This is a genomic window from Acinetobacter sp. 231_lipA (assembly GCF_058243005.1).
In genome coordinates this window covers 21,580-47,856 of record NZ_JBZAYU010000001.1, presented here as the reverse complement: position 1 = coordinate 47,856, position 26,277 = coordinate 21,580, and the positions used below count along the sequence as shown (strand labels likewise).

General features: G+C 43.0%; 33 protein-coding genes and 1 tRNA gene. 33 read left to right on the top strand and 1 reads right to left on the bottom strand.

What is annotated here, in order from left to right; translation table 11 throughout:
- The first annotated feature begins 2 nt into the window (after positions 1-2).
- The 27 genes from AC4CUX_RS00290 (at position 3) to AC4CUX_RS00160 (ending at position 17,913) form a co-directional block, all read left to right on the top strand.
- Entirely contained in the window at positions 3-461 is a 459-nt protein-coding gene (locus AC4CUX_RS00290) for an HNH endonuclease (RefSeq protein ID WP_490792096.1), read from the top strand.
- Positions 442-1,380 (top strand): phage replication initiator YdaU family protein, encoded by a 939-nt coding sequence (locus AC4CUX_RS00285; protein ID WP_490792095.1) that lies wholly within the window; start codon positions 442-444, stop codon positions 1,378-1,380. Before AC4CUX_RS00290 ends, AC4CUX_RS00285 begins: the two co-directional genes overlap by 20 nt.
- Complete coding sequence (locus tag AC4CUX_RS00280) at positions 1,377-2,222, top strand: hypothetical protein (RefSeq protein WP_490792094.1); 846 nt, start codon at positions 1,377-1,379, stop codon at positions 2,220-2,222. The genes AC4CUX_RS00285 and AC4CUX_RS00280 overlap by 4 nt, the downstream gene beginning before the upstream one ends.
- A gap of 2 nt (positions 2,223-2,224) precedes the next feature.
- Positions 2,225-3,046, top strand: coding sequence for a DNA adenine methylase (locus AC4CUX_RS00275; RefSeq protein WP_490792093.1), 822 nt, complete (start codon positions 2,225-2,227; stop codon positions 3,044-3,046).
- Positions 3,043-3,489, top strand: a complete 447-nt coding sequence (locus tag AC4CUX_RS00270) for a hypothetical protein (RefSeq protein ID WP_490792092.1) — start codon at positions 3,043-3,045, stop codon at positions 3,487-3,489. Before AC4CUX_RS00275 ends, AC4CUX_RS00270 begins: the two co-directional genes overlap by 4 nt.
- On the top strand, positions 3,486-4,058 hold the full coding sequence (locus tag AC4CUX_RS00265) for a hypothetical protein (protein WP_490792091.1): 573 nt from the start codon (positions 3,486-3,488) through the stop codon (positions 4,056-4,058). The genes AC4CUX_RS00270 and AC4CUX_RS00265 overlap by 4 nt, the downstream gene beginning before the upstream one ends.
- Positions 4,055-4,294 (top strand): hypothetical protein, encoded by a 240-nt coding sequence (locus AC4CUX_RS00260; protein ID WP_490792090.1) that lies wholly within the window; start codon positions 4,055-4,057, stop codon positions 4,292-4,294. The genes AC4CUX_RS00265 and AC4CUX_RS00260 overlap by 4 nt, the downstream gene beginning before the upstream one ends.
- A complete protein-coding gene (locus AC4CUX_RS00255; RefSeq protein WP_490792089.1) occupies positions 4,287-4,688 on the top strand; it encodes a hypothetical protein in 402 nt (133 codons plus the stop codon). Before AC4CUX_RS00260 ends, AC4CUX_RS00255 begins: the two co-directional genes overlap by 8 nt.
- Positions 4,681-5,193 carry a RusA family crossover junction endodeoxyribonuclease gene (locus tag AC4CUX_RS00250; protein WP_490792088.1) on the top strand — a complete coding sequence of 171 codons (513 nt, stop codon included), beginning with the start codon at positions 4,681-4,683 and terminating at the stop codon, positions 5,191-5,193. Before AC4CUX_RS00255 ends, AC4CUX_RS00250 begins: the two co-directional genes overlap by 8 nt.
- Before the next feature lie 11 nt (positions 5,194-5,204).
- Positions 5,205-5,768 carry a hypothetical protein gene (locus tag AC4CUX_RS00245; protein ID WP_490792087.1) on the top strand — a complete coding sequence of 188 codons (564 nt, stop codon included), beginning with the start codon at positions 5,205-5,207 and terminating at the stop codon, positions 5,766-5,768.
- Positions 5,769-6,264: 496 nt separating this feature from the next.
- Positions 6,265-6,341: transfer RNA gene (locus AC4CUX_RS00240), tRNA-Arg, on the top strand.
- 570 nt (positions 6,342-6,911) lie between these two features.
- Complete coding sequence (locus tag AC4CUX_RS00235; RefSeq protein ID WP_490792086.1) at positions 6,912-7,151, top strand: hypothetical protein; 240 nt, start codon at positions 6,912-6,914, stop codon at positions 7,149-7,151.
- A gap of 5 nt (positions 7,152-7,156) precedes the next feature.
- Positions 7,157-7,381 carry a hypothetical protein gene (locus tag AC4CUX_RS00230; RefSeq protein WP_490792085.1) on the top strand — a complete coding sequence of 75 codons (225 nt, stop codon included), beginning with the start codon at positions 7,157-7,159 and terminating at the stop codon, positions 7,379-7,381.
- Positions 7,320-7,598: a DUF968 domain-containing protein gene (locus tag AC4CUX_RS00225; RefSeq protein WP_490792084.1), complete on the top strand. Its 279-nt coding sequence runs from the start codon at positions 7,320-7,322 to the stop codon at positions 7,596-7,598. Before AC4CUX_RS00230 ends, AC4CUX_RS00225 begins: the two co-directional genes overlap by 62 nt.
- Positions 7,579-8,094, top strand: coding sequence for a NinB/YbcN family protein (locus AC4CUX_RS00220; protein ID WP_490792083.1), 516 nt, complete (start codon positions 7,579-7,581; stop codon positions 8,092-8,094). Before AC4CUX_RS00225 ends, AC4CUX_RS00220 begins: the two co-directional genes overlap by 20 nt.
- Positions 8,091-8,735, top strand: a complete 645-nt coding sequence (locus AC4CUX_RS00215) for a putative metallopeptidase (RefSeq protein WP_490792082.1) — start codon at positions 8,091-8,093, stop codon at positions 8,733-8,735. Before AC4CUX_RS00220 ends, AC4CUX_RS00215 begins: the two co-directional genes overlap by 4 nt.
- A 45-nt stretch (positions 8,736-8,780) precedes the next feature.
- On the top strand, positions 8,781-9,248 hold the full coding sequence (locus tag AC4CUX_RS00210; RefSeq protein WP_161417386.1) for a DUF2280 domain-containing protein: 468 nt from the start codon (positions 8,781-8,783) through the stop codon (positions 9,246-9,248).
- The gene (terL, locus tag AC4CUX_RS00205; RefSeq protein ID WP_490792081.1) at positions 9,238-10,641 is read left to right on the top strand and encodes a phage terminase large subunit; all 1,404 of its coding nucleotides are present in this window, start codon (positions 9,238-9,240) and stop codon (positions 10,639-10,641) included. Before AC4CUX_RS00210 ends, terL begins: the two co-directional genes overlap by 11 nt.
- A gap of 1 nt (position 10,642) precedes the next feature.
- Complete coding sequence (locus tag AC4CUX_RS00200; RefSeq protein WP_490792080.1) at positions 10,643-12,079, top strand: DUF4055 domain-containing protein; 1,437 nt, start codon at positions 10,643-10,645, stop codon at positions 12,077-12,079.
- 2 nt (positions 12,080-12,081) lie between these two features.
- Positions 12,082-13,200, top strand: coding sequence for a minor capsid protein (locus AC4CUX_RS00195; RefSeq protein ID WP_490792079.1), 1,119 nt, complete (start codon positions 12,082-12,084; stop codon positions 13,198-13,200).
- The gene (locus tag AC4CUX_RS00190) at positions 13,197-13,436 is read left to right on the top strand and encodes a hypothetical protein (protein WP_151765223.1); all 240 of its coding nucleotides are present in this window, start codon (positions 13,197-13,199) and stop codon (positions 13,434-13,436) included. Before AC4CUX_RS00195 ends, AC4CUX_RS00190 begins: the two co-directional genes overlap by 4 nt.
- 204 nt (positions 13,437-13,640) lie before the next feature.
- Positions 13,641-14,516: a DUF723 domain-containing protein gene (locus AC4CUX_RS00185; RefSeq protein WP_490792078.1), complete on the top strand. Its 876-nt coding sequence runs from the start codon at positions 13,641-13,643 to the stop codon at positions 14,514-14,516.
- Positions 14,517-14,638: 122 nt separating this feature from the next.
- On the top strand, positions 14,639-15,409 hold the full coding sequence (locus AC4CUX_RS00180) for a DUF6651 domain-containing protein (RefSeq protein WP_490792077.1): 771 nt from the start codon (positions 14,639-14,641) through the stop codon (positions 15,407-15,409).
- A gap of 23 nt (positions 15,410-15,432) precedes the next feature.
- On the top strand, positions 15,433-16,572 hold the full coding sequence (locus tag AC4CUX_RS00175) for a major capsid protein (protein ID WP_490792076.1): 1,140 nt from the start codon (positions 15,433-15,435) through the stop codon (positions 16,570-16,572).
- 48 nt (positions 16,573-16,620) lie between these two features.
- Positions 16,621-17,166, top strand: coding sequence for a HeH/LEM domain-containing protein (locus AC4CUX_RS00170; protein WP_490792075.1), 546 nt, complete (start codon positions 16,621-16,623; stop codon positions 17,164-17,166).
- Between the two features lie 4 nt (positions 17,167-17,170).
- The gene (locus AC4CUX_RS00165; RefSeq protein ID WP_490792074.1) at positions 17,171-17,545 is read left to right on the top strand and encodes a hypothetical protein; all 375 of its coding nucleotides are present in this window, start codon (positions 17,171-17,173) and stop codon (positions 17,543-17,545) included.
- Positions 17,542-17,913, top strand: a complete 372-nt coding sequence (locus tag AC4CUX_RS00160; RefSeq protein ID WP_490792073.1) for a glutamate 5-kinase — start codon at positions 17,542-17,544, stop codon at positions 17,911-17,913. The genes AC4CUX_RS00165 and AC4CUX_RS00160 overlap by 4 nt, the downstream gene beginning before the upstream one ends.
- On the opposite strand, the gene AC4CUX_RS00155 is transcribed toward AC4CUX_RS00160, so the two are convergent.
- Positions 17,910-18,722, bottom strand: coding sequence for an NUMOD4 domain-containing protein (locus AC4CUX_RS00155; protein WP_479732319.1), 813 nt, complete (start codon positions 18,720-18,722; stop codon positions 17,910-17,912). The two genes, AC4CUX_RS00160 and AC4CUX_RS00155, sit on opposite strands and share 4 nt — an antisense overlap.
- Positions 18,723-18,823: 101 nt before the next feature.
- Between AC4CUX_RS00155 and AC4CUX_RS00150 the strand changes: the two genes are divergently transcribed.
- The 6 genes from AC4CUX_RS00150 to AC4CUX_RS00125 all read left to right on the top strand — a co-directional run bounded on the left by AC4CUX_RS00150 (position 18,824) and on the right by AC4CUX_RS00125 (position 26,147).
- Positions 18,824-19,216 (top strand): hypothetical protein, encoded by a 393-nt coding sequence (locus tag AC4CUX_RS00150; RefSeq protein ID WP_490792072.1) that lies wholly within the window; start codon positions 18,824-18,826, stop codon positions 19,214-19,216.
- Positions 19,213-19,647 (top strand): hypothetical protein, encoded by a 435-nt coding sequence (locus AC4CUX_RS00145; RefSeq protein WP_490792071.1) that lies wholly within the window; start codon positions 19,213-19,215, stop codon positions 19,645-19,647. Before AC4CUX_RS00150 ends, AC4CUX_RS00145 begins: the two co-directional genes overlap by 4 nt.
- A gap of 61 nt (positions 19,648-19,708) precedes the next feature.
- Complete coding sequence (locus AC4CUX_RS00140) at positions 19,709-20,623, top strand: phage tail tube protein (protein ID WP_490792070.1); 915 nt, start codon at positions 19,709-19,711, stop codon at positions 20,621-20,623.
- A gap of 41 nt (positions 20,624-20,664) precedes the next feature.
- Entirely contained in the window at positions 20,665-21,171 is a 507-nt protein-coding gene (locus AC4CUX_RS00135; RefSeq protein ID WP_490792069.1) for a phage-derived protein YdaY family protein, read from the top strand.
- 332 nt (positions 21,172-21,503) lie between these two features.
- The gene (locus tag AC4CUX_RS00130; protein ID WP_490792068.1) at positions 21,504-22,061 is read left to right on the top strand and encodes a hypothetical protein; all 558 of its coding nucleotides are present in this window, start codon (positions 21,504-21,506) and stop codon (positions 22,059-22,061) included.
- Positions 22,062-22,130: 69 nt separating this feature from the next.
- Entirely contained in the window at positions 22,131-26,147 is a 4,017-nt protein-coding gene (locus tag AC4CUX_RS00125) for a tape measure protein (RefSeq protein WP_490792067.1), read from the top strand.
- The last annotated feature ends 130 nt before the right edge of the window (positions 26,148-26,277 follow it).

Here is a 26,277-nt window from a genome sequence, read left to right as displayed (position 1 = left end):
CAATGAATATGAAATCAAATTTAGCACATGAACCACCAAAGTCACAAGATGAGAAGCAATGTTATTTGTGTGAAGTAACCGACAACAATGCTTTTTACTTTCAATCCCAATACGGTCAGACCATCTGTTTTAAATGTATGGCGACCCATGCAGCATGGTATCTGGAGTATGTGAGTGAACAATTTGTTCAGCAACAACATCAATCTAGCTATCAGCGCAGCATGGCTAGTCGAGAAGATGTCAATACATACAAAAAAAAGAAGATTAGCCACTCTTTGAGGATGACGGTGTATGAGCGAGATGGGTTTAAGTGTGTGACATGTGGTGTTCAAAAAAACCTTTCGCTTGATCATATCAAGCCAGAAGTAATAGGCGGGGAATCAACTCTTGAAAACCTCCAAACCATGTGCAAATCGTGCAATTCAAGAAAAGGAGCTAGATATGTCGAAGCTTCTAATTAATGAGTCACCTTTGCAAGTACAGCCATCTTTAGCAATGGCAATAGGTCTAAACGAAGCAATCTTTCTACAACAGCTCCATTATTGGATGGGCGCATCACGTCATCACCGCAATGGGAAAAAATGGGTTTACAACACCTATTCAGATTGGTTGCTTCAACTCAAATATCTGTCACTCCCAACACTAAAAAGAACCATCAAATCCCTTAAGGATCGTGGATTATTGAGTGTAGAGCGCTTTGATAAGCTGCGTTCAAATCAGGTTAATTATTACGCTATTAATTATGATGTTTTGGCAATTATTGAATCAAATATCGCTCAAGCCATTGATTCTATTGATCAGCTCAAAATGAGCCAATCGAGTAGCTCAAATTGCACCAATGCATTGGATCAAAATGAGCCAATCCATCAGCTCAAAATGAGCCAATCTCCATTAGCTCAAAATGAGCCAATCTTAACAAGAGAATACCAACAGACTACTCATGAGACTACACAAGAGAAAAAAGATGTTGGGAAGAAAACGAAATCTAAATTCTCTCTTGAACAAGCTTTAAATTTTGAACTCCCTGAAGGTATTGATCGAAGCCTTTGGATTGCTTACATCGAAATGCGTCATGCAGTGAAAAAGATGCCCACCCAAAAAGCAGTTGAACTTGCGATTGGTGATTTAGCTAAGTGGGGATATGAGAAAGCTAATCAGTCTCTAAAAAACTCAATTACAAGTAATTGGATTGGCTTATTTGAACCAAAACAGGCTGTTCAAACCTACGCAACCACATATCAATCTGCTGCAGCAAAAAACAGTAAGACCATGAATGACCATGATGCGTTTTTCGCAAAGTATGGCATCGGATCTGAACAGCAGGAAATCATTGATGTGAATCCTGTGTTTGCTGCAGTTACTTGGGAGGGCGAGCAATGAGCATTTTTACAACTGAACACGCGGCTCGCCTAATGAACAAGATGAAGGCGTTCTACGGTAAAAAATATGCTGAGCAATGGGGTGATATTCCAGCGGTAGATATTGCGGATGCGATGGTTGAGTGTTTGCAGGGTTTAACCCAAGAGGATTTTAAGCGCGGTTACTTGCGTATGCAGAAATCTACGTTTTGCCCAACAATTCCCGAATTCCGTTCTTGGTGCGAACCAAAGACCGACGACTGGTTGGGTTCACATGAAGCATGGGCGATTGCTGAAAAGTCTATTGGCTTTGATGGTCAAGAATTAACAGTGATCTGGACTGAGCAGATGTCCCAAGCATTCAGCCGTTGTGAAGAATTAATCAAGACTGGCGACAAGTATCAGCGTGCTGAAGCAAAGAAAATATTTTGTGATGCCTATGACCGACTTGTAACTCAAGCCAAGGATCAGGGGTTGAAGCCGATCTATGTCACTTCGCTCGGTACAGACAAAGACCAAGCGATTGCAGCGATTAAACAAGCAGAGGTTGATGGGTTTTTACCTGCGTCTGAAGCAGCACTTCAACTTGAACACAAGCAGACTAAAGCTGAAATCCAAAGCGATTCCTTGAAATACAAGACTATTGCTCAAGAAGCACTTGCGAAGCTTGCACCACACATCAAGCGCAATGTGAACAAGATGACTGAGGAAGTGAAAGAAACGCAGCCTTGGGAGTCCATGGAGATGCAGCACATTGATCCGTTTGATGACTTCGATGAGTACAAAGCGGCTTTACAGGCTGAGCAGAAGAAATTGCCGCAAGCAGTTCGTTTTATGGATGAAAAAGTAGGGGGTGGGGTGTGAAAATGAATCATCCATTAATCCGTTACCACGGTGGCAAATTTCGTTTAGCAGATTGGATTATTAGCCACTTTCCTAAACATGAAACCTATGTTGAGCCATTTGGCGGTGGTGCTTCGGTGCTGCTAAGCAAAACACCAAGTCGAATGGAGGTTTATAACGACCTTGACTCAGACATAGTGAACTTCTTTGAAATTTTAAGAGACCAGCAGCTGGCAGAGGAATTGGCTCAACAAATCGAACTTACCCCATATTCAAGAGTTGAGTTTCTGAATGCGCGAGATGAAACAAGTGATCGAATTGAGCGTGCTAGACGTTTAGTGGTTCGCGCTCAAATGGGTTTTGGTTCAGCTGGGGCCACCAGAGCTAAAACAGGCTTTCGCCTAGATACCGCTAGAAGTGGGTCAGACATCGTGACCATTTGGCAGCGCCAACCAGAAATAATTATTCAAGCTGCTGCACGATTAAAAAAAGTGCTGATTGAAAACCGTGATGCGATCAAGGTTATTCAAGATCACGACAGGGAAGACACATTATTTTTTATTGACCCTCCTTATGTTCACGAAACCAGAACAATTGGGGATAGAGCATATCGCCATGAGATGACAAATGCTGACCATGAGCAATTAATTAATGTGCTTAATTCATGCAAAGGAAAGATCATTTTATGTGGATATGACCACCCAATTTACGAAGCATTGAACTGGAAAAAGGTAATTAAATCTGTTGCAGCTGCTGGGCAGTCAGGATCTGTGCTGAGGGAGGAAATTCTATGGATTAACCCACAAGCAGAAAAGCAAGGTGATTTATTTGGTGGTGCAGCATGAACGAAATACTTCAACAAAGAATCGAGTCAGTACAAGCTGGCAAAAACATAACTCATGCTCAGATCGAAGCTAAACGCAGTCTACGTGAGCAACTTGATAGTGACCTTGAAGCTTTCTTAAAAAACGGTGGAGCTGTTGAGCAATTACCTCAAGGCTTTTCGGGTGAATGCAGCAAAGGGTGGAATGGCTCAAAACCAAAATCTCAAAAGACTATGCGTGAAGTGATGGCGAATTCTGTTGCTCAAGCTAGAGCACTGAACAACAACCCAAGCGTGATTGCTTGGAAAGAGGCGAAAGAAAAGGACTTAAAGCACTTTAACGGAACAGCGTGTATCACTTGTGGTTCAACGCTTCGGTATACAAGCACAAGAAGTTGTTTCTCATGCAACAAAGCTTCGTCGCTACGCAGAGCAGAACGTATTAGAAATGGGAAGGCAGTATGAAAAAGCGCAATAAGAAATATAACCCAAAGCAAATCATTCAGCAGAAGGTGCATAAATTCCAGATGACTTGGGAAGTAAATGAAGCGAAACGCATTATTGAGATGCATCACTTGCTTGGTGGTGTTGATCCGCAAGAGTCAACGCATACACCACTGGAAGTTTGGATGAATGCGCATAAGGGTGATTTAGCTTTGGCTCTAAAAACTCAGACCATCCCGCCTGAGCAAAGCTTTCATATCGTGAGCCGTATTCATGCTGTCAATAAAGAAACTGGTGAAGAGGTAGATGTTGATTTCCAGCTTGCCACTGCGACAACCATGCATCTATGGCAATTTTTGGGGGATGTGGATTCAGACATTTACGTTGAGGATGGTGGATTTAAAAAGAAATGGCTTGGCTTTAATTCTGAACTTGAGAAGTATTTGGAAAGCATCGAAGGGGATTTTGAAATCGAAACAAATCACTGTTGTTTAACCTGTTTCTCAACATTCTCAAGCTTTAGGCATGAAATGGAATTTAAAGCACGTAAGTTAATGTTTATGGGTCAAGGTTTGAGGGTAGCGGCATGAACTTAATCGAAAAATTGGGGTTGGAAAACGCAAAAGCACTTGATGGGATGCTTCAAAAGCATGGTGTGCCTGAGAGTTGGAAAATCGCTGTAATCAATGGAATGTGGCAAAGAAGTTCGGATGGCTTTACTCATGGTGAATTACGCACCGCTCTAGCCGACCACGACCGCATTGATACGTGTAGTGATATTGCTAATCACATCTCTCCAAATACGAAGGTGATTGAGCATGAGTGATTTTATTACCGATGTTGAACGTCAGTACGAGGTGTACTGCAAAATCGCAGAAGAACACGGGTTTATTGATCTTAATGCCAAGAAAAACGGCTTTCGGTGCACAACTAAATCAAATGAATTTAATGCTGGATGGATTGCGTTTACTGGTGCTGTCGCTGCGGTGCGTGATGAACAACAAGCCATCATCGAAAATCTAAAAGCCCAGCTCAACAATATGGAGACTTGTTATATCGAGAAGAAGAAGCAGGTTGAGGCTGTTTCGCAAGTGCTTTGTGAGCTCAAGGAGTCTTTAAAGGATTTTCAGGAAATGGATTTATACGACAAGGGGCATCGAGTTACCACTGAGTATGTAATTGCTGATTTAGAACAAGCTCTGCGAGGTGCCAATGACTAATCTCCGTATCACCGCAGCACAGGCACGAAAAGCCGGTATTGGCCCTCGATTTGGCGTAACAGCCAAGTCGGGAAAAAAGAAATCTAATCCAGATCCAATGCCAAAGGTTCCGGCTCATTTGGTCGAAGGGAAAGGATTTGGTGTGATGAATGATGAATTGCTTTGGTGTGAGGTTTTAATCACACCTCCTTCGGTGAATCACTACTGGATACGTGGGGCGAACAAGACCAATCGACTAAGTAAGCGTGCAATCCACTTTATTGACGTTATGAAGCGTTTTATCGAGCCAGCAGGGTATCAGGGCAGAGTTCGAGTAAAGATCGAATACGCGCCACCTGACGCGAAAATACGTGACATCGACAACATCGTAAAGCCATGCTTTGACGCTTTGTCAAAAGGTGGGCTGATTCTGGATGATTCCCAGGTGGATGAATTGCTTGTGAAGCGGTTGCCATCAGAAAAAGGCGGGAAGTTGATTATTCAAGTTGAAAAGTTAAAAATTTAAGGGGAATGGGGATGAATGCGATGGTGAAGGTTCAAAATATTATGCAGGCGGTTGATTGGTCGAAATACTCACTGGAGGAGTGGCTTTATCAATTTGGGGCTTGGATGAATAGCGTGTCTGGTGTGTGCGGTAATAGCGTCAATCCGATTGCTGTTGCTATGGATCAGGCGGTTATTAAGCAGAAGATTGCAAAGCTGACCGAGCAGCAAAAGAAGGAAATTATTGCGGCTCACTTTCTTGATAGCGAAAAACCAAAGCTCACACGAAGCAACATCACTTGTCTGATTGATGACAATGAAGCGCGAGCAGTACAGCGTTTAATTCTGGATATGCAGGGCCAGAGTGAAATCATGGATGAGTGGATGGATGCGATTATCTGCCGTTATTTTTATGGCAATTCATGGTCGCAATTCATTGTGTGGAGACCAATTAGAGATAAAGATGGTGTGGTGGTTCGGAATGAGAATGGTGAGCCAAAAATGATTAAAGTGTACTCAGAAAACGATGCTCGTGCTGATGTGAAGTGTGGCTTGGCTGCATTGCACTGCCGTTATAAGTTTATTGAGTATAAATAATGATTAGGGATTGACCTTGTACAAGGGTAATGCTAAATTCATGGTATAGTGGTGCGAAGTGTAAGTAAGTCGCACTACTGATAAAGGATATTCACGAAAGCCAAAACGCCATGAGCGAGATTACGTGATGCGAAAGGGAACAATGAAATGGCAACCCTTAGCCCCTAGACACAAAGCGGTATTAGCGCATAAGGCAAAATGCAAAGTGTGTCAGTTAAGCCTAGAAGAAGCTCATCGAAAGGTGGGCTTTTTTAATGCCCATGAAAAGGCAACCTAGCCTACTGGAGTGCTGACCAGTGGAACATGCCATCGAGTAAACTTCCCTTTGCGGGCTTGAACTAGGGAGTAGCGTCCCGACCTAAAGAGGATTGAAAGCAAGTAAAGCAGACCGTGCATGTTAGGTGTGTGTGATTGTGAGTAGCGGTAGATTAGTTGCCGAGCTGATTAATATCGAACTATAGGCAAGGGTGTGGCAGATAACCACATCCTTTTTTAAGCGCCATTAGCTCAATTGGATAGAGCATCGGTCTTCTACACCGCTGGTCGCAGGTTCGAGCCCTGTATGGCGTGCCAAAATCAAAATACTATTTCAAGCTAGCAAAATACTATTTTAAATGCTCAAAATAATATTGACAGTTTGGTTTTTAATTCCCTTCGAATTCGATGTGTTTAAAAAATCATAAAATATAAACATGAGTTGATTGTTATGTCGATGAGATAACCATATCGAGCAATCGCTCGAAATGCCCATAAAAAGACATTTACCCTGCTGAGGTAATCAACATGCTCCAATTCTTATTATGTTTATTCGGCCTACATGGTGCGGCTGAGATCGACTACACGGTTGATGATGAAGAAATCAAAGTGTGTCGTGATTGTATGAAAGAAGTTTAAGACCCTCGCCACTTCGGTGGCATTTGCCGAACGTATTACGGCACATAAGACCCTGCTGAGATAACAAACTTGGCGGGGTTTTTCTTTTCTTATTGGTGGTGACTGTGTGGCAATTCTTACTTGGTTTTATCGTGGCTTGGGTTATTTGCAGTTGGTATACGCATATCTACGTGGCAAATGAATGTGAGCGACTTGGTGGGTTTTTCGTTGGTGAGAAAACCTATAAATGCATCTCAATAGAAGATCAAAATGAATCAAAAACAAAAGAAAGCAAAGCGATTGAAAGCAACTCAACACACTAAGGCTCAAGCTCGGTACAAACCAGTTCAGCCAGTCGTATTTAATCGTCAGTCTGCCGAGGCATGTTTGGTGCAGGATGATGTGTTTGGCAGAGCGGTACATGAAGTGGCTAAAAAGAAGCTTAGAGCCAAGTTGATTATCGCTGGTCTGGTATTTTGGGTGCTAATGGCACTTGCAATAATTTGGTGAAGCCTATGGACATAGTATCTGCACAAAGGGAATTAAAAGAGCATTGCGACCAGATTGATATTTTACTCAGCCTGTCACGCAGCATGATGACTGCTAAAGAGATGGTGAATATTGATGAAAAGCTTAAACGCCATCGAGAGCGAGCAAGAAACATCAGAATCAATCTCTATGAAGCGCAACCCAAAAAGACTCGCAGCAATACGCACACTACCTTGCGTGAGGTGTGGTAATCCACATAGTCAAGCGGCTCATTCAAATTCAAGCCGTGATGGTAAAGGGCGCGGAATCAAAAGTTCTGACCTATTTGTTATTCCCCTATGTGCAACCTGCCATGCTGCATTCGATCGTTTTGAGCTTGGTAATCGGGCAGAAAGTGAAGCCATGTTTGATCAGTGGTTGGTTAAGACCGAGTTAATGATGGGTAAGCATGATGAAGAATGTTTCTAAGCTCGAACCTATAACACTTGTCATTAAATCGTTTGAAGAAGTAGGTCGTGCTATTGCGTATATGCACAAACATCATGCGGATGCTATGAATGATGGAAAGCCTTTAGTTGTTCGCATTGATCAGAAGCAAGAAACATTATCTAGCGCGCAAAGAAGATTGTATTGGCTTTGGATGACTGAGTACGGCAAACAGCGTGGACTAGATAAAGAAGAAGCGTCTGCATTCTTTAAATACAAATACCTTTCGATTATTTATAACCGTGACAATGTTGGCGAATATCCAGAGACATTCAGGGTCATGCGTGATTTGAAAAATTCAGGTGCATCCGAATATGAGCCGTTAAGACAGTTTGTATCAAATCGAATGAGTATCACAGAAGCCACGACAAAGCAGATGGCAGAATTCTTAAATGATATTGAAATGTGGTGCTTGAAAGATGGTGTGAAGCTGACTTGTCCAGATGATCTTAAATATGTGATGGAGATGAGCCGATGAAGCGGCCAATGCCACCAAAAGATATAGGTGTGTTTGATTTCGATTGGAGCATGCATAGCGATATGCCTTATGACTTCCGGCCCGATGAAGATTTAAAGGATTGGGTCTGGAATACATTCATTGATGAAGAGAGCGAACTCTGCAACCCAGATCATATTCACCTGTCTTACTACAATCGTGACTTGATTGGCTTTATGTGGGCCAGTCGACCATTTGAAAAGGGTGGGCATGTTGTCTTAGGTCAGGCTGAGCAAGTTGCAATTATGGCAGGTGGCTGGAAGCGTAAGCGCCAAGAGTTGCAGATGGTTCAGTGGTTCGGTTATATCCCTAAATACATAATCACTTTAGATGCTGGATATGCTGAGTCATGTAGTGATGCCGACTTTTGTGCATTGATCGAACATGAGCTTTATCACATTGGTTTTGAAATCATGGATGGTGAGATGTATATCAGCCCATCAACCGGCAAACCTAAATTGAAGATGAAGGGCCACGACGTCGAAGAATTCCACGGTGTGGTCCAGCGTTACGGTGCATCACCAGATGTCCAAAAAATGGTAGACCTTGCTAATGAAGGCCCAACGATTCGGAAAGCCAATATTGCACATGCATGTGGTACGTGTTTATTGAAGTTGGCTTAATTTTTTTGTCTATCTTGCTATACGTAGCTATACAAAGAGGTGGTTATGGCAGCCCTAAAAGAGCCTGTAAAAATATTTATAGTTCAAGCTCTTGCATGCCGTGACACCCCCCAAGAAGTTGCGGATATTGTTAAGCAAGAATATGGGATTAAAATCGAACGCTCACAAGTTGCTTTGTATGATCCAACAAAGGCAGCAGGAAAAAATCTTTCCAAAAAATTTATCGATCTTTTTAATGAAACCCGTGAAAAATTTGATGCAGGCTTGATCGATATTCCAATTGCTCAGAAGTTTTATCGAATGCGTCAATATCAAAAGCATCTTGAGAAAAATGCTAGAAACACGGTAATGTCACTAAACATCATGAAGCAGGCAGCGCAGGATCTGGGTGGTCAATTTACCAACCGACAGGAAATTACCGGTAAAGATGGCAAGCCAATAGAGACCATTAATCAGAATGTACCTACGGATAGCTACCTGAAAGCAAGGGAGCAGGCGTTAAATGATTATTGACCCAGCGCGCGAGCTTGCGATCCAAATTGAAGCGCAGCAAGACCTGTACTTCTTTTCGCGGTACATGTTCAAAGAGCGCCGCAAGTACAAGTGGATGCATAACTGGCACCATCGTGTGGTTTGCGATGCTTTAATGAAAGTATTCCGTGGTGAAACTAAGCGTTTAATCATCAATATTCCACCACGTTATTCCAAGACTGAATTGGCTGTGATTAATTTCATGGCTTGGTGCTTTGGCAAGGTGCCTGATTGTGAGTTTATTCATATCAGCTACTCTGCGACATTGGCAGCTAATAACGCATTTCAGACGCGAAATTTGGTACAGGAAACAGCATACAAACGCGTATTTCCTGAATTTCAGCTACGCGATGACAGTAAGGCTAAAGATGATTGGCGCACTCAAGCGGGCGGTGTCTGCTACGCACAGGGTACAGGCGGTACGATCACGGGTTTTGGTGCTGGTAAGATCCGAAAGGAATTTGGTGGGGCTATCATCATTGATGACCCACACAAAGCCAGTGAAGCAAGCTCTGACACAATTCGCGGTAACGTTATTGAGTGGTTTCAAAACACGCTTGAGTCGCGGACAAATTCACCTGATACACCAATTATTGTCATCATGCAGCGCTTACATGAAGAAGATCTTGCAGGTTGGTTGCTTGCTGGCGGTAATGGTGAAGAATGGGAACACTTATGTCTGCCAGCGATTCAAGATGATGGCACAGCGCTATGGCCTGCTAAGCATTCAATTGAACGTCTAAAGGTGATGGAGGATGCGGCGCCTTATGTGTTCTCAGGTCAGTATCGACAATTACCATCACCGCCAGCAGGCGGTTTTTTTAAACCTGATCGAATTGAAATTGTTGATGCGATGCCTGCGGAATTTATCAAAGAAGTCCGCGCTTGGGATTTGGCTGCTTCTGAAAACGAAGGTGACTGGACGGCTGGTCCACGAATGCTCAAGACCAAAGAAAACATCATTTACATCGTGGATATGGTGCGTGGACGCTGGGGCCCTGATGGTGTGGAAAACACAATCAAGCAGACAGCCCAAATGGATGGGAAAAAGGTCATGATCCGTTTGCCACAAGACCCGGGGCAGGCAGGCAAGGCTCAGGCAAAGAATTTTATTACAAATTTATCTGGCTTCAATGTGAAGGCTGAGACGGTATCGGGTGACAAGATTACACGAGCACAGCCGTTCGCAGCTCAAGTCAATATCGGCAATGTGAAAATGCTTCGCGGTGATTGGAACAAAGCGCTCGTTGATGAGTTACGCAACTTTCCCAATGGCAAACATGACGACCAAGTGGATGGCTGTAGTGATGGGTTTAACGAGTTAAATGAGGCCCCTCAAGTCACTCACATCGACCTACCAATGTTTGGATTCTAATATGAGCATTACAGCAACACATGCTGACTACGATAAGCACATTGCGACTTGGAATAAGTTGGATGATGCCTGTGGTGGTCAGGAAGTAATTAAAGAAAAACGTGAAGTTTATTTGCCGCTACCTACACTATTTAAATCCCCTAAAGATTTAGATGGTAAGGGGCGATATGGGGAATATCTGCTCCGTGCAATCTTTCCAGGTGTAACAAGTCGAACGCTTGCCAGTCATATCGGATTGGCATTTGGGAAAACACCTGTATTCAATCGTCCACGTACGCTTGAATATTTAGAACGCAATGCCGATGGTGCTGGACGTTCAATTTGGCAATGTGCACAGCGTGCGACACGACTGGTAAATAAAAACTATCGCTGTGGGGTTTACGTTGACTACCCAGCAGTAGCACCCAGCAAAAATAAGGAAGAGGAAAAGTTAAAAGGCGCTTTTCCTATGATTCATATTATAAAAGCAGGTGCAATCAAGGATTGGGATTACATCATTGTTGGTAATCAAAAAAAGCTTAGCTTTGTAAAATTGTTGGAAACAGTAAAGGTTCGCAACGGCTTTGCTGTTGAGTCAAACGATCAGTATCGTATTTTGCTGTTGGAAGAAACGGCTAATGGGCATATTTACACTGTGCAGATCCACTCAAAGGATGATAAAGGGCAGTGGGTAGAAGGTGAGAAGTTCACTCCAACTGACTATCACGGCAAGCCATGGGACTACATCCCTTTCACGTTTTGTGGCGCCGTGGACAATTCAGATGAGATTGGAACTGCTCCATTGTATGAATTGGCTTCAATGGAGCTTTCATACTATGCCAGTACCGCAGATGTGGAAGAGTCTGCATTCATTGTTGGGCAACCAACACTATGCTTTCCGAGCATTACCCAAGAGCAGTATGCCATGGTGAAAGAGTCAGGTGCCTCGGTCGGCAGTCGCTCAGGAATCCCAACAGATGCAAAGATGGTCCAAGCTGAAAAGAATGGTTTGGCCTATGAGCGTATGAATGACAAATGGAACCAGATGAAAGAGTTGGGTGCACGCTTGATCGAGGTTGGTTCCGCCAATAAGACTGCTACACAGGCAGACAATGATAGTTCGGTGCAACATTCTGTTTTGTCGTTGGTCGTGGCCAACGTGTCTGAAGCATTCACCATAGCATTACGTTGGTGTGCAAAGTTTGTTATCCCTGAGCATGATTTAAAGGTGGCTGAGCTAAGTTTCACAATTGCTCAGGATTTTAATAAACCTAAATACGATGCCACACGCTCTAAACTCATTTACGAAGCTTGTTTAGCTGGTGAGCTGCCGATGTATGTGTGGTACCACTATGAGCAGACTGGTACATTCCCTGAAGATAAATGGGAGGACATCGTAAAGAAAATTGAAAAGCGGGATGATGGTGGAATGAATAATCCACCAAATGATGAGGAATAAAGATGGATAAATCAGCGCAGAAAGCCCTTATTGATGCGCTGAGCCAACATCAAGCGTATCTGTATCGTGCATCATCTCAAAGCGTAAACGAGCTGACAGCTCAATTTAATAAGCTTTCCAATGTTCAATTACTTAGATTAAGTGAATTACTTGAAAATTTGACGGATTCTGAGCGTAAAGCATTACAGAGTGTTAATTTTTCGAGTAGAGCTAAAGCCAGTCGGAATATTGAAGAAATTAAAGCCACTTTAAGCGAGTGGTTTTCCTCATTAAATACAGAGCTGCCTGCAATATTTGAACAGTCTGCTATTGCCTTGGCGGTTTATGAGGCTGGTTATACCGTTGCTCTAATGGGCGAGACACTTAAAACTGATGGTGAAAAGCTGTATCAGAAAGCTAAAAAGGTGCCTTTCTCTGGTGGCCAGTTAGTTGATTATCTTTTTTCTGATATCGCAGCCAATTTACGCAAGAAGGTGGAGTACGTCATTCGTGATGGATTTTCACAAGGCCAGACCAATCAGCAGATTATCAATCGAATCAAGGGCCGAAAGTCGCTTGACTATAAAGATGGATTGCTCCAGTCAGAACGCTATGTCATTGAGCGGCAAGTCAGGACTGCGCGTAGTCATGTATCGAATACATCGTATCTACAGACCTACGAAGCTCTTGGATTTACACATATTAAATTCGTCAGTGTGCTTGATGGGCGTAGTAGTTTTACGTGTGCAAACCTAGATCAAACCATGTGGAAGATTGATGATCCCAAAATTAGAAGACCTCCACTTCATCCAAATTGCAGATCGACGCTGATTGGTGTTGATGCTGATGGAAATCTGGGTGGGGTGCGTCCATTTGTGGCGGACGAGCGGAAAATCAAGAATATCCCCAAAGATGAGCGTGATGGCATCATTGGTCAGGTCGAGGCGAACACTAAATTTTCAGATTGGTTTAAGGATCAGGATGATGATTTTCAGCGCAATTGGTTGGGGAGCACACGCTTTGAGCTATATAAAAAATCAGACTTTCCAATTGATAAATTTGTTGATCCAATTGGGCGAAAATACACGCTTGATGAGTTGAAGGCGCTGGATAAGAAGACGTTTAAGGAGTTGGGATTATGAAATACCGCAAAAAACCTATTGTGATTGAAGCATGGCAAAATAGTGATGAAAATGAGTTCCCAGCATGGGTTGATAGTGCAGACGTTGGTCGTGAGCCGGGTGGGGTAATTCTTATTAACACACTGGAAGGCGTGATGAAGGCCATGCCGGGTGACTACATTATTAAAGGTGTTCAAGGTGAAGTCTACCCATGCAAGCCTGACATCTTTGAAGCAACTTATGAAAAAGTTGAATAAATAAACCAAATCCAAACCTAGACCCAAACGGGTCTTTTTTTATGCCTGCTGAAAGCGGATGCGGACAGCGATTTTTTACATTAAAAAACCTTTTAAATTAATTGGTTGTGTTTGTTTGTTGTATAATTTAGATACAAAAACAAAACCCCAGAAGACGGCAATCTTAAGGGGTTTCTAATCATTTATCGTTAAAAAGGAACGACTATGACTGACTGTAATTCTAAAGTTATAACAGAGGCTATGCAATCAAGGATTAAATCCTTTGTTGAGAAGGCTAAGATTATCCATGGTGGTAGATATGATTATTCACTCACAACATTTATAGATTCAAAATACAAAGTAAATATAATTTGCAAAAAGCATGGTGTTTTCGAGCAAACAATTTACAGACATTTGCAAGGACGTGGGTGTTCGCGGTGCTCAGGGAACATAAAGTTTCAGGATGAAATGATAGCTGATTTTAGAAGAGTTCATGGTGACAAGTATGACTACTCTCAAGTCGTATATGTAAATGCGAAAACTAAAATAAAAATTATCTGTCCGCTGCATGGCGAGTTTTGGCAGACACCTGATAACCACAAGAAATATGGCGGATGTTATGAGTGTGTCGGCATGTCCAAGATTGGCGTACCGTTAAGATGGCTTGAGGAAAATAAGTACTGTAATTCTGATGAGTGTTTGATTTGGCCATTCTCATTATTTCCTGATGGTTATGGGCAAGTTCGATACAAAGGTAGGTCTCAAAATGCTAGCAGGATGATGTGTATATTTTCCCATGGAAAGCCAATATACCAAGGATTAGAGGCTGCTCACTCCTGTGGAAAGGGGCATTTAGGTTGTGTGAATCCAAAGCACTTGAGATGGGATACACCTAAGGGTAATTGCTTGGATAAACTTGAGCATGGAACCGATACTAGAGGTGAAAAGAATTGGAACGCCAAACTGACAGTCGATGCCGTAAGAGAAATTAGGCGCGCTTATAGTGACGCAACCAAAGAATCCCTTGCGGAAAAGTTTGGTGTACATGTGACAACAATTCGAGATATTTTTAAGGGAAGAACTTGGGCTTGGCTTGAGTGATATAAATTAAGAATCTGACCGTCCTTTGTGGACGGTTTTTTATTGCCTAATTGACGGATGTTAAGAGGGTGTTTTGCGATGGAAGTCGCTCCAAGAAAATGGCGGATGCCAGAGGTAAAAGAATGAAGCTTAAAATGATTGAAATTGATGGTAAGCAGTATGCGGAAGTGAGTGAAGGTCGTCCGCTGTATATCCATAATGATGGTAAAGAAGTGGCTTTTGATGCACCGCAGACAGTGGCAACAATCACTCGGCTGAATGGTGAAGCGAAAACCCATCGTGAAGCCAAAGAACAGTTTGAAGCACAAGTTAAAGCCTTTGAGGGGCTCGATCCCGTCAAGGTAAAAGAAGCACTTGGAATTGTTCAGAACTTGGACGCTAAAAAACTTGTGGATGCAGGTGAGGTAGACAAGGTTAAGACTGAAATTACCGATGCACTTAAAAAGACCTATGAACCTCAAATTCAGCAATTAACCACTGAGCGTGATGCTGTCCAACAGCAATTACATAGTGAGTTGATTGGTGGTGGATTCGCTCGCTCTAAGTACATTCAGGACAACATTGCTGTACCCGCAGACATGATCCAAGCCCAGTTTGGGAAAAGCTTCAAAATCGAAGAAGGCAAGGTTGTGGCCTACGGTACGGATGGTCAAAGAATCTATTCACGCGCGCGCCCTGGTGAAGTCGCTGACTTTGATGAGGCTTTGGAGTCTTTAGTTGGTGGATACCCTCATAAAGATTCAATCCTAAAAGGTGGCCAAGGTTCAGGCGGCGGTTTTCAAGGTAATGGGGGTCAGGGCGGGGCTAAGACGATGTCGCGTGATCAATTTACAAATCTAAAACCTATCGAGCAGTCTTCATTTATGCGTGAAGGCGGCAAAGTTACTGATTAATTTTTAAAAGGAAAAAATAGCGAATGGCTAACACTCTTACAGGTTTAATTCCTGATATCTACGAAGCACTAGACCAAGCCTCACGTGAGTTAACAGGTTACATTCCTGCGGTCTCGCGTGACTCGGGTATTGAGCGTGCAGCAGTAGGGCAAAATGTTCGCGTGCCAGTGACCACTGAAGTTACAGCACAGGACACAATCCCTAGCGCAAACGCTCCAAATACTGGTGATACCAACGTAGACCATGTAGATGCACAAATCACTAAATCCCGTCACGTTCCTGTGCGCTGGAATGGTGAAGAAACTAAAGGCCTCTCTAATGCTGGCACGTTCAGCACAATTCAGGCTGATCGCTTCTATCAGGCTATGCGTACATTGGTGAATGAAATTGAATCAGATGTACATGTAGAAGCTTATAAAAATGCCTCACGTGCATTTGGTACAGGTGGTACCACACCATTTGGTACAGCGGCAGATTTATCTGACTTTTCAGGCGTATTGCGAATTCTTGAAGAAAATGGTGCACCTCGTACTGATCTTCAGTTGGTCCTTGGTCATGCTGCAATTGGTAATTTACGTGGTAAGCAGTCTGGTTTATTTAAGGTAAATGAAGCTGGTTCAGCAGACATGCTTCGTAACGGTATGACTGATCGTGTGATGAATATGGCGATTCGTCACTCACATGCATCAGGTTTGCATGTGAATGGCACTGGTGCTGACTATCTTGTCAACGGTGCAGTAGGCGCAAAATCTACAACCATTGCTGTTGATGGTGGTGCAGGAACAATTCTAGCTGGTGATATTGTTACTTTTGCGGGCGATGGCAACAAATATGTGTCAGGTGGATTGGCAGGTACAAGTCTTGCCCTGAATAAATCAGGTTTATTAATCCCAGCTGCTGATAACACAGCCATTACCCGAGGCAATGCTTACACAGCCAATGTGGCATTTGCTCGTTCAGCAATTGCATTAGCAACTCGTGCACCAGCACTACCAGAAGGTGGTGACTCTGCTGATGATGTAATTCAAGTGGTTGATCCATTAACTGGCCTAGCGTTTGAAATCGCCGTGTATCGCCAGTTCATGCAGGTTGTTTACCATGTCCGTCTAGCTTGGGGCGTAAAGGCAATTAAGCAAGATCATATTGCCTTGCTGTTGGGTTAATAAAACTTAGATTGAGCGCTATACGCGCTCTTTCTTTTGGAGAGTTACATGTCACAAGTAAAAACTGTAAAAATTAAAGATGGCGATGATTTTCGAGTCATTAATGAATCCGATTTCAAACATAGCCAACATGAATTATATGAAGGTGAAAAGCTTTCAACTGATTCTGTGGTAGTGAGTTTGAATGTAGGTATTACGCCTGAGCTGCAAGCGACAATCGATCAGGCTAAAGCTGAATGCGCCAAGGTTGTTGCTGAAAATGATGAATTAAAACAACAGGTGGAAACATTAAAGGCTGGGCTGATTCAGGGTGAACCTGCTGATTTAAGTGGTTTGATACCTGTAGAACAATTTGATGCGGTCGCGCTTGATTTAACCAACACAAAAGAGCAGTTGGCCACAGCACAAGGTGAACTGATTTCTTTCAAAAACGATGTTGGTGCAATGCAAGCCCGTATCGCTGAACTTCAATCAGTGGATTATTCAAAACTTAAAGTGGATGAGCTAAAAGATGTTCTGAAATTGAAAGGAATTGAATTCTCATCTGATGCCAAAAAGGATGAACTATTGGCACTATTAACCCCAAAGGAATAACACCATGAGCTTTATTACTCAAGAACAGGCTGAGCAGATTCTAGGTGATGACTTTGCACCATCTGGTGATAAAGCTCGTCTCATTAAATTAGCAAATACATGGATGCGAAACGAAGTTGGATATGTTCCAGATCCGATTGACTCACTCCTGATCGATGCTGCATGCGAAATTATCAAGGGCATTATCGCTGGGGTGATTTATGCAGGTATTGCACGTCAGACTACAAGTGAAAGCGTTAAGGCTGATACAGTCCAAGTCACTGAAAGCTTTGCCGAGGGTAGTGTGGAAGTGTCCGAGTTTGAGCAAATTGCGCGGGCTTACATTGCTTCATTGGATTTAAAGCCGAAAGGCTTTGGTTTTGAGGTGTATCGAGCATGATCAAAAATAAGATCCAATCCAAGGTTGCCAAAGCCTTTGATAAAAAGCTTGCTGATGCTGTCGATACCTTCACCTGTGAAAAGCCGATTTATTCAGGCGAGTTTGATTTTGAAACGCAGACTTATCCCGTTATTGGTAATGAATCATATTCAGGGCGTGGCGTCCTGTTTGGCTCATATTTAAAAGACTTGGTGAAGCCTGCGGATTATCAAGCCGAAGATGCAAAGGCAATTGTTCTGCAAAATGAAGTAGCTGCGGTGCCACAGATTGATGATGTTTGGGTTACCAGTAAAGGTGATTTCAAAGTCATAAATATTGGCGCAGATCCAACTTCCAGTGTATGGGTCTGCCAATTAAGAAAAACCTAACAAGGTTGTTTGGGTCTTTTTCTAGCCGATAGGACAAAGTTGTTTTTTAGATAGGGTGGAGTTGTGCCGCACGGAGGTACTACCTCGGATCTAATTTTCCCATTATTAATCAAGCTGATGTAGGTGCGACTTAAATTTGTGGATTTAGCTACCGAGGATACGGAATTTCCAGCCATCAACCAGCTAATAATATCTAGTATAAGCAACTCAGGGTGCTTAATACTGTGATACAACTGCTTGGGTTTTTTATATTCAGCGCATTTTTTTACCAGTTCAGGGGTTGATGCTGAAGCCCAAGCACTTCCTGATCGGACGTTATTGATAATATATTTAGGAATTTTGAGTTTGCATGAAATATCTTTTAAAGACACATCCTGAAGAATCATGTGGCGAATCTCATCTGCCTGCTTATTGGTTATAGTAGAGACACTGCTTAATTCGCCAGAGGGTGGTAAAAAGAGGCCGATCTTAATTGCATGAAGTGAGTTTTCACTTGGGGTTACCCACTCCAAATTAGCTGCGTTGTTATCTAGTTTATTTCCATTCTTGTGATTTACGTGCGGCTTGGAAAGCTGATTGTCGCAAAAGGCTGAGGCTACAAGGCGATGTATTTTATGGGTGGTTTGTTTGCCATTCTTATACAAGGTTAAATAAAGATAGCCAGTTTTCCCCACTCTGGGCTTAAGTATGGACTCGAAAATGAAAGGGCGAATAGGGTTGTTAGTTGGTCTCGCTAAGGACTTGACGCGACCTTGATTTGATATTTCATATAGGTTTTCAAAACCAGAAATAGGCTTCCAATTTTCCATTTTAAAACCACAATTTATATAAAATACAATTATATATGATTTGCTAACGAAGTGGTTCAAACATATGTAACATTGTATATTCAACTTAGAAAGGTGTAGCAATGGGATGGAAAAACAAACCAACTAATTTTGCTGCCGAAGTAAATAAAACAGGCGGTGACCTTGTTAAGAAAATTAGCGCTGAAATGCTTCAAGGCGTGATTATGGGCAGTCCAGTCATGGACAGTCCATTCCGATCAAATCACCGAGTGACCATAGATACCCCGACTAGCGAAACGGTAGAAGGTACAGGGAATAGATCTCCAAAAGGCTCACTGGATCAATTGACATTCAATGATGGGGCTAAGGAAATTTTAAAAGCAAAACTCGGCTCGTGTGTCTACATCCAAAATAACATCAGCTATGCCTTAGCCCTGGAAAATGGTCATTCCGATCAGGCACCCAAGGGGGTGTATGCACTCACCTTTAGATACATCAGTGAGAAATACAAATGATGACCAATACTCAAGCCTTACAAGCGATTCTTGCGCGTGTTGGTACATTCACTGGCATGCCTAAAGCGAATATTCAAATTGCAAACAATCCACAAGCCGGTGGCAAGCCATTTGAGCCGCCAAAGAAAGAGATCTGGGCAAAAGTCACAGTAAAAAATGCGGGAACTTTTATTGCAAGTATTGGTGATCAGCCTTGTACGCGAACACCCGGTATTGTGTTTATCCAGCTATTTGCACCACTTCACTCTGGAACACTGGAACTATCAAAACTTGCTGACAAGTGGGCTGAACATATGCAGTTTTATAAGGTGGGTAATTTGGAGATGCTTCACGTTGATATTCTAGATGCAGGATATTCATCAGCGATTGGCGATCCTTCAGCCATGAGCTTTTATCAATACAACGTAAACGTAAGTTATCGAATTAACTAAAACAGAATTTATTTATCGCCACCGAAAGGTGGTTTTTTTATGCCTTGAATAGGAGAAAACCATGAGTTCGGGCGCAAAAAAATTAGTGCAGATTGCAAAAGAAACTGTCATTGGAACAGTGCCTTCGCCATTTGCGCGTCAAACCTTGGCATTTACTGATATTTCATTAAACCAAAGTGTTGAAAAAACAGAATCAGCTTCGATTACAGATAGCCGATTACAGCAATCATCTATGATTACTTCGGCGGAGTATTCAGGCGAATTGAGCGCAGAAGCTCAGTATGGTGCTTATGATGACTTGATGGCAGCAGCAGCTTTTAATGCTTGGGCAACCAATGTTCTGATTTTTGGTGGCACGACTCGTCAAACATTTAGCGTATTGCTTGGTTATACCGACATTGCCAACTATCACACATTCTCAGGCTTGCATGTAAACACATTCGGCATTGATATTCCCGAAGCTGGTCTGATTGGCTTGACCTTCGGCTTCATGGGTACTAAGCGAACCACAGCCGCAGTTGCACCTGTAGGAACAATTACGCCAGCATCAGCCAATCCGCGTATGTCGAATATCTCGGTCGGTGACCTGCTTGTCGATGGAGCATCGGTTAAAGGCACGGCTTGTATTACTGCATTCTCATTCAATTGGGATAACTCGATGCAGGTGCAAAAATGCTTGGGCGCTGGTCTTGAGGTTGGTGCAATTCTTGAAATGTCAGCGAAAGGTACAGGCAGTTTTACAATGGCTTGGTCTACTAAAGCGGCAGAGCTTTATGAGAAGCAGTTCACCAATGGGAATATCTCGCTATCAATTCCAATTACGGATACCGCTGGGAATAAATACGTTTTAAATATTCCTAAAGTTGAGCTTACAGCACCGCTTGCAACTGGTGGTAAAGATGACCTCTTAAACACAACATTTGAATACACAGTTGTGGATCAAGCGCCAACAATCACACGCACACCTAAAGTTTAATCAATAGCCGCCTTCGGGCGGTTTCTTTTGGAAGATCAAACATGGCTTTAAAAGTAGCAATCCAACAAAGCAAAGAAGTCACACTTTGGAAAGAATACAAAGATAGCGAAGGGAATGTTTTAGCTGAGTTCAAGATTCGTGGTTCTGACTACAAAGCATATCGTGTAGCGGTTGAGCGTGCACAGAATCAGTTGTCATCAAAAGGCTATGATGTGGCAACTGCGGGTAGTGAGGATAAGCTTTATCATGAGCTATTGCTTGAAGCTGCTGCATGTCATTTGGTGGCTGACTGGAAAGGTGTGGTCTTTGTTGAAGATGGCAAGGAAATTGAACCGGAATGTTCACCTGAGAATGCAACCAAGCTTTTCAATATGGGTGACATTGGTGTAGCAATTTGGGCATTTGTGAAAGCACAAGCCGATCAAATCCAAGCTGAAGCAAACGGTTATCGAGATGAAGTATTGGGAAAGTCCAAGGACTCTACAAATACCTCCAGTTCGCCAGTGAAGAAGAAGCGGGCGAGTACAACCAAAAGCAGCGAGCAATAGCTGAGGCGACAGGCAGAAAACCACCAGAAGAAGTTAAAAAGCCTGAGTATAGCTATACAGCCAATGCTTTAATTGAAGCCTACAATGTCATTTCACGCTCACGCAGATATGAGCAAGGCACACCGTTAGCGTTAGGCATTGCTGATCTAAATGCCTATTGTGAGCAGTATGAGTTACCAGTAGAGCGTTATATTTTTAATGCTGCTATTTTTGATCTGGATAATCGGTTCATTGATGAGGCTTATAAGAGAATGCAGAAGAAATCGGCTTAGGTTGGTTTCTTTTTGCTCGGTTAATTAGTATCTTGTGATTACTTATAAGAGGGTATTCACATGAAAAAAATTGCTTTATTTTCCTTATGTTTATTCATGGCAATTTCAAATGCTCAAGCTAAAAACAAATATGAACCAGATTGCAAGGTGAGTGGGTTTGATAATCAAACTACCTGCTTTATAAAGCCTTATGGTGTATGGGTTGATAATAAAAGAACTGCATCGAGTTTTGTTTCATTTGGTGGAACATGGACAAGCGCAGCTCCAGACAGCATAGGGTTGGCGATTTTTTACGGTGACGCCTCCACAAACATAAAGTCCGTATCATTCAACATTGATGGCAATATCTCTGAATTTAAGGTTGATATTTTGTCAAATAAGGTGAGTAGACAAGGTAGCTTAGCGAATACCACAGCGCTTGTAGTGGTTCCAGTGGATTATGTGCACCAGCTGGTGAAATCTAAAAATGTCAAATACCGAGTATCAACAATAACGGATGGGTACAGAGAGGGTTCTTTTTATTCTGAAAAAGGGGCGGCATCTGAGCCGATTACCACGCTAAAGGCTTTGCTTGAAAAAGCAGATGCCAAGCAACCAAACAAGGGTAGTGCACAATAAGCCAACCCTCTTTTATATAATTTATAGCTCGCATCTTGCGGGCTTTTTTATTGCCCGCAGGAAAGTGAAATGGCTCAAGAATCTGTATTGAGAATCGTAATTGACTCAAGAAATGCTGAACGAAATGCGCGTGCCTTGGCGAGTGAACTAGACAGCATCGAAAAGAAAGGTGATTTCGCTAGCAAATCTATGGATTCGATGTCTGTGGCAACTCGTCAGCTTGCGGGTTATATGGTTGGCGTCGTGACTGTTGGTGCTGCTATTGGCAAAATGGATACGTATACAGGTATCCAAAACCAATTAAAGCTCGTCACAGACTCACAGGCCGAACTCAATAGTGCTATGAAAGAGACTTTCGCAATTGCACAGCGATCAAGATCTTCATGGGAATCAGTTACGACTGTTTACCAAAAGCTTGCTATGAATGCCAAAGAAATAGGCTTGGCGCAATCAGACATCTCAAAGCTGACAGAAACTGTTTCAAAAGGTATTGCATTGTCAGGCTCCAGTGCAGAGGGGGCTGCATCAGCTATTACTCAACTAGGGCAAGCGCTTGGTAATGGACAACTGCGTGGCGATGAATTCAACGCAGTAATGGAGAATGGTTATGGTCTTATGCGACTTTTGGCTGAGGGAATGGGAGTCCCAATTGGGCAATTAAAAGCTATGGCAGAAGCTGGCGAGTTGACATCTGAAAAAGTTACCAAAGCCCTTTTATCTATGTCATCCACAGCAGATGCTGAATTTGCAAAAACAGATGCAACCATCAAGCAGTCGATATCGGAGCTAGGGAATGCTATAACCAAATTTACAGGTGAGTCAGGACAAGCCTCTGGTGCGGCACAGATCCTCACTTCCTCAATCTCGATGTTGGGTCAAAACCTAGAAGCAGTTGCAAATATTGCGGTAATTGGCGGTGTAGCCTTACTAACCAAAACTATTGCCACTCAAACAGTGGCGATTCACGGTTCGATCACCGCAGTAGTGGCACGACGAGCAGCAGATACCGCCGCATTGCAATCACAAGTACAGCTTGCAGCAGTGGAAGTGCAACGTACTCGTCAAGTTACGGCTTTGGCAGCACAAGAAATCCATCTTGCACGCCAAGAGCTAAACAGCGCAACAACACGCCAAGCACGTGCAGCCGCAACTATGCGACTCACTCAAGCAGAGATTGCACACAGTATTGCATTAAAGCAAAGTGCATCCGCTGTAGTTGCTCAAACCACTGTTGAAAACGCACTCAATGCTAGTCGTTCACGTTCAGCAATGTTGCTTGGTTTAGTTGGTGGTCCAATTGGTGCACTAACGATAGGTGTAGCTGCGCTTACTGCTGGCTATATGTACTTAAAAAGCCGTACAGCCGAAGCCAATGCAAAACTTGAAGAACAAGCCGCTGTAGCGAAAAAAGCAAAAGATGAATTACTAGCTTTAAAAGGTCTTGAGAAAGATAACGCTGTTAATGATATGGCGGCAGCTTTCGAGCGTCAGAACGCAGCATTGTCTGAATCCAGCAGCAAGATCAATATGCAATTGAATGCAATTGAGCAACTTTACAAGGGAAATAAGGAAGTTGTGCAAGTTGTGCAAGATGCCCGCAACGGCACGATTAGCATGACTGAGGCAGTACAGCGATTTAATGAGCTTCGCATTAGTAAAGAAGTTTATGAGTCGATAAAAGCGAATACTGTTGAGTTTGAAAAAAACGCAAAAGAAGCAACCAATACCAAGACCAAGCTGAGCTTATTTGGTTATGAGGTTGAGCTTTCAGGCCGAAAAGCACAAACCGCAGCAGTTGGTGTGGATGAAGATTCCAAGGCTCTTGGTAAAAACGCAACGGCAGCGGAAAAAGCAGCAGAGGCTCAAAAAAAGTTTAAAGCATCTTTGTTTGATCGTGAGTTTAATGCAAGCTTAACCAAAGCAATGCTGGATCAGGGCTATAACGCAGAACAAATTAACTTAATCTCGGAATATGCGCTAAAACTTCAAAAAGAAGGCAAGTCGATTACTGTAGAGCAAGTTCAATATTTACTGAAAATCAATAGCATTGAGGAGCAAAACAAAAAGGTTGTTGAGTCCAGAAATGCCGCTGAAAAGGAGCGCACCAAAGAGCTTGAGAAGCAGCAGAAAGTTTTAACTGCAAGCTCAAAAGTCCAAGCCAATGCAGCCAAGTATAATTTTACTGGTCTTGAGTCTAAATACGGACTGCCAAGCGGCACATTATCAGCAATCCATGCAATTGAAACAGGGAATACTGGCAAAACCAATCAAGTGAATAAGCAAACTGGTGCTACTGGTGGCTTTCAGTTTCTGGAGGGCACAGCCAAGCAATATGGCGTCAAAGACCGCACGGATTTGGCTCAATCTGCCGAAGGTGCTGCAAAGTATATGTCATACCTTTTAAAGCTCTTTAAGGGGGATTTAGAGAAAGCTGTACGTGCCTATCATGCGGGCGAGGGTAATGTCCAGAAGGGTAAGAATATTGGCAAGTACAACAACGACTACTGGGGCAAATTCAAAGGCTATACCGCTGGAACAAATGGATTTACAGCTGGTGATGTAGGTTCTAAAGAATGGGAAAAATTGCTTGAAGAAGCGGCCAAGATGGCTGAGCAACAAGCAGAACTCCGAAAAAATTTAGAACTCAATGTTGCTGATGAAATAACTCGTATTCGCTCTAAGTTGGCAGATGATTTACAAGAGATAGACAAGGCAGGCTATTCACCTGAGCGCGCTAAAGAGCTTAAAGTTGAATACCAAACCCGAGCTGACAATGATATTGCAATCGCGCAACAAGCTCTTAAGACCAAGCTTAATGATTACAGTGCATTCAAAAAGACTGAATCTCAGTTATTGGAAGATAGTTTTAATGAGCGAAAATTCTATGCTTCTCGTGATTTAGAGCTAACCAAAGAGCAGCGAGATAAAGCAGTTGCTTTGCTTGATGAGCAATTGAAGCAAGAGCAGGCGTTGTTGATGCTGGCTCAAGAAACTCGCCTCTTTCAAATGCGTGAGCAATTCTTAAATGAAACTGTGGCCATGGAGCAACGCTATGACCTAGAACACAAAAAGCTAATTGAGATTAAAGATGTAAAAGAGAGGGAATATAAGGCAGAGATGCTCAGACTTCAGAAGATGTCTGAAATTCAGCAACGTCTTAAGAATGCCTCGCAAAACTGGGCTTCGATTCAGGCCGACATGAATGGAACAAGTGAGTTGCTTCGATTGTCCGACGAAAGGGATTACAGGGCGCAACAAAGCGGAGAGCTTGCAGATGCTGAATACCAATCTCTTGCACAGAAGGCCCAAGACCCTAATGCCAACATGGAGGAACTTGCGGCACAACGTGAAGCAATTTGGCAGGCACACCATGATCGAATGGCGGCTATTGAGTCGGATTACCAAGCATCATCGTATAGCCTTCAGCTTGGCTATGGTCAGCAAGTGACAGGCGCACTCTCGGGTATGTTTGGTGCAATGCTGGGTGAGTCATCATCGGCATATCGAGCTTTATATACGGCACAGCAATCATTCGCTCTTGCTCAAGCAGGTATGAACGTCTGGAAAGCCGCGTCTGATGCGTATGCAAATGAACCTGGTACAGTTTGGCAAAAAATGGGCGCTGCGGCTTTAGCGACAATTGAGTCAGGCACTTTTGTTACGATGATTCAAGCAGCCACTCCTAAAGGCTTCGCTAGCGGTGGCTACACAGGCCACGGTGGTAAATACGAGCCAGCAGGTGTTGTCCATAAAGGCGAAGGTGTTTTAACCCAAGAGGAAGTTAAAGCTCTAGGTGGCCCGCAAGGCTTTGAGGATTTGCGAAAGTCTATTCGTCGAGGTTATGCGACAGGTGGACTGGTTACAGATACTCACCGTGTCGGTATGGGGGCTGTGAATGCGATTAATTCGGGTGGTGGTAATGGCTCTAGTTCGGGCGATGTAAATATCACTGTCAATGTCACCGACTCGGGCGTAACAACACAATCTAACCAGTCAGATCAGAAGCAACTCGGTCAGATGATTGGTAATGCGGTTCGTACGGTGATTCGTCAAGAGCAACGCCAAGGGGGATTACTTTCTAAATGAAAACGATAATGGCTATATCACTAGCCCTAATTATTTCCCTAATCCTATACGCAGCCTCTTTCTTAATTCATCCAAGTCACTACAAAATTTTCGTAGTGGCTTTTGTTTTTGGGCTGAGCTGCTCATTCTT

Coding starts and splice junctions, on each gene's coding strand:
- AC4CUX_RS00290 (WP_490792096.1), top strand. CDS start 3: ATGAATATGAAATCAAATTTAGCACATGAACCACCAAAGTCACAAGAT.
- AC4CUX_RS00285 (WP_490792095.1), top strand. CDS start 442: ATGTCGAAGCTTCTAATTAATGAGTCACCTTTGCAAGTACAGCCATCT.
- AC4CUX_RS00280 (WP_490792094.1), top strand. CDS start 1,377: ATGAGCATTTTTACAACTGAACACGCGGCTCGCCTAATGAACAAGATG.
- AC4CUX_RS00275 (WP_490792093.1), top strand. CDS start 2,225: ATGAATCATCCATTAATCCGTTACCACGGTGGCAAATTTCGTTTAGCA.
- AC4CUX_RS00270 (WP_490792092.1), top strand. CDS start 3,043: ATGAACGAAATACTTCAACAAAGAATCGAGTCAGTACAAGCTGGCAAA.
- AC4CUX_RS00265 (WP_490792091.1), top strand. CDS start 3,486: ATGAAAAAGCGCAATAAGAAATATAACCCAAAGCAAATCATTCAGCAG.
- AC4CUX_RS00260 (WP_490792090.1), top strand. CDS start 4,055: ATGAACTTAATCGAAAAATTGGGGTTGGAAAACGCAAAAGCACTTGAT.
- AC4CUX_RS00255 (WP_490792089.1), top strand. CDS start 4,287: ATGAGTGATTTTATTACCGATGTTGAACGTCAGTACGAGGTGTACTGC.
- AC4CUX_RS00250 (WP_490792088.1), top strand. CDS start 4,681: ATGACTAATCTCCGTATCACCGCAGCACAGGCACGAAAAGCCGGTATT.
- AC4CUX_RS00245 (WP_490792087.1), top strand. CDS start 5,205: ATGAATGCGATGGTGAAGGTTCAAAATATTATGCAGGCGGTTGATTGG.
- AC4CUX_RS00235 (WP_490792086.1), top strand. CDS start 6,912: ATGAATCAAAAACAAAAGAAAGCAAAGCGATTGAAAGCAACTCAACAC.
- AC4CUX_RS00230 (WP_490792085.1), top strand. CDS start 7,157: ATGGACATAGTATCTGCACAAAGGGAATTAAAAGAGCATTGCGACCAG.
- AC4CUX_RS00225 (WP_490792084.1), top strand. CDS start 7,320: ATGAAGCGCAACCCAAAAAGACTCGCAGCAATACGCACACTACCTTGC.
- AC4CUX_RS00220 (WP_490792083.1), top strand. CDS start 7,579: ATGATGAAGAATGTTTCTAAGCTCGAACCTATAACACTTGTCATTAAA.
- AC4CUX_RS00215 (WP_490792082.1), top strand. CDS start 8,091: ATGAAGCGGCCAATGCCACCAAAAGATATAGGTGTGTTTGATTTCGAT.
- AC4CUX_RS00210 (WP_161417386.1), top strand. CDS start 8,781: ATGGCAGCCCTAAAAGAGCCTGTAAAAATATTTATAGTTCAAGCTCTT.
- terL (WP_490792081.1), top strand. CDS start 9,238: ATGATTATTGACCCAGCGCGCGAGCTTGCGATCCAAATTGAAGCGCAG.
- AC4CUX_RS00200 (WP_490792080.1), top strand. CDS start 10,643: ATGAGCATTACAGCAACACATGCTGACTACGATAAGCACATTGCGACT.
- AC4CUX_RS00195 (WP_490792079.1), top strand. CDS start 12,082: ATGGATAAATCAGCGCAGAAAGCCCTTATTGATGCGCTGAGCCAACAT.
- AC4CUX_RS00190 (WP_151765223.1), top strand. CDS start 13,197: ATGAAATACCGCAAAAAACCTATTGTGATTGAAGCATGGCAAAATAGT.
- AC4CUX_RS00185 (WP_490792078.1), top strand. CDS start 13,641: ATGACTGACTGTAATTCTAAAGTTATAACAGAGGCTATGCAATCAAGG.
- AC4CUX_RS00180 (WP_490792077.1), top strand. CDS start 14,639: ATGAAGCTTAAAATGATTGAAATTGATGGTAAGCAGTATGCGGAAGTG.
- AC4CUX_RS00175 (WP_490792076.1), top strand. CDS start 15,433: ATGGCTAACACTCTTACAGGTTTAATTCCTGATATCTACGAAGCACTA.
- AC4CUX_RS00170 (WP_490792075.1), top strand. CDS start 16,621: ATGTCACAAGTAAAAACTGTAAAAATTAAAGATGGCGATGATTTTCGA.
- AC4CUX_RS00165 (WP_490792074.1), top strand. CDS start 17,171: ATGAGCTTTATTACTCAAGAACAGGCTGAGCAGATTCTAGGTGATGAC.
- AC4CUX_RS00160 (WP_490792073.1), top strand. CDS start 17,542: ATGATCAAAAATAAGATCCAATCCAAGGTTGCCAAAGCCTTTGATAAA.
- AC4CUX_RS00155 (WP_479732319.1), bottom strand. CDS start 18,722: ATGGAAAATTGGAAGCCTATTTCTGGTTTTGAAAACCTATATGAAATA.
- AC4CUX_RS00150 (WP_490792072.1), top strand. CDS start 18,824: ATGGGATGGAAAAACAAACCAACTAATTTTGCTGCCGAAGTAAATAAA.
- AC4CUX_RS00145 (WP_490792071.1), top strand. CDS start 19,213: ATGATGACCAATACTCAAGCCTTACAAGCGATTCTTGCGCGTGTTGGT.
- AC4CUX_RS00140 (WP_490792070.1), top strand. CDS start 19,709: ATGAGTTCGGGCGCAAAAAAATTAGTGCAGATTGCAAAAGAAACTGTC.
- AC4CUX_RS00135 (WP_490792069.1), top strand. CDS start 20,665: ATGGCTTTAAAAGTAGCAATCCAACAAAGCAAAGAAGTCACACTTTGG.
- AC4CUX_RS00130 (WP_490792068.1), top strand. CDS start 21,504: ATGAAAAAAATTGCTTTATTTTCCTTATGTTTATTCATGGCAATTTCA.
- AC4CUX_RS00125 (WP_490792067.1), top strand. CDS start 22,131: ATGGCTCAAGAATCTGTATTGAGAATCGTAATTGACTCAAGAAATGCT.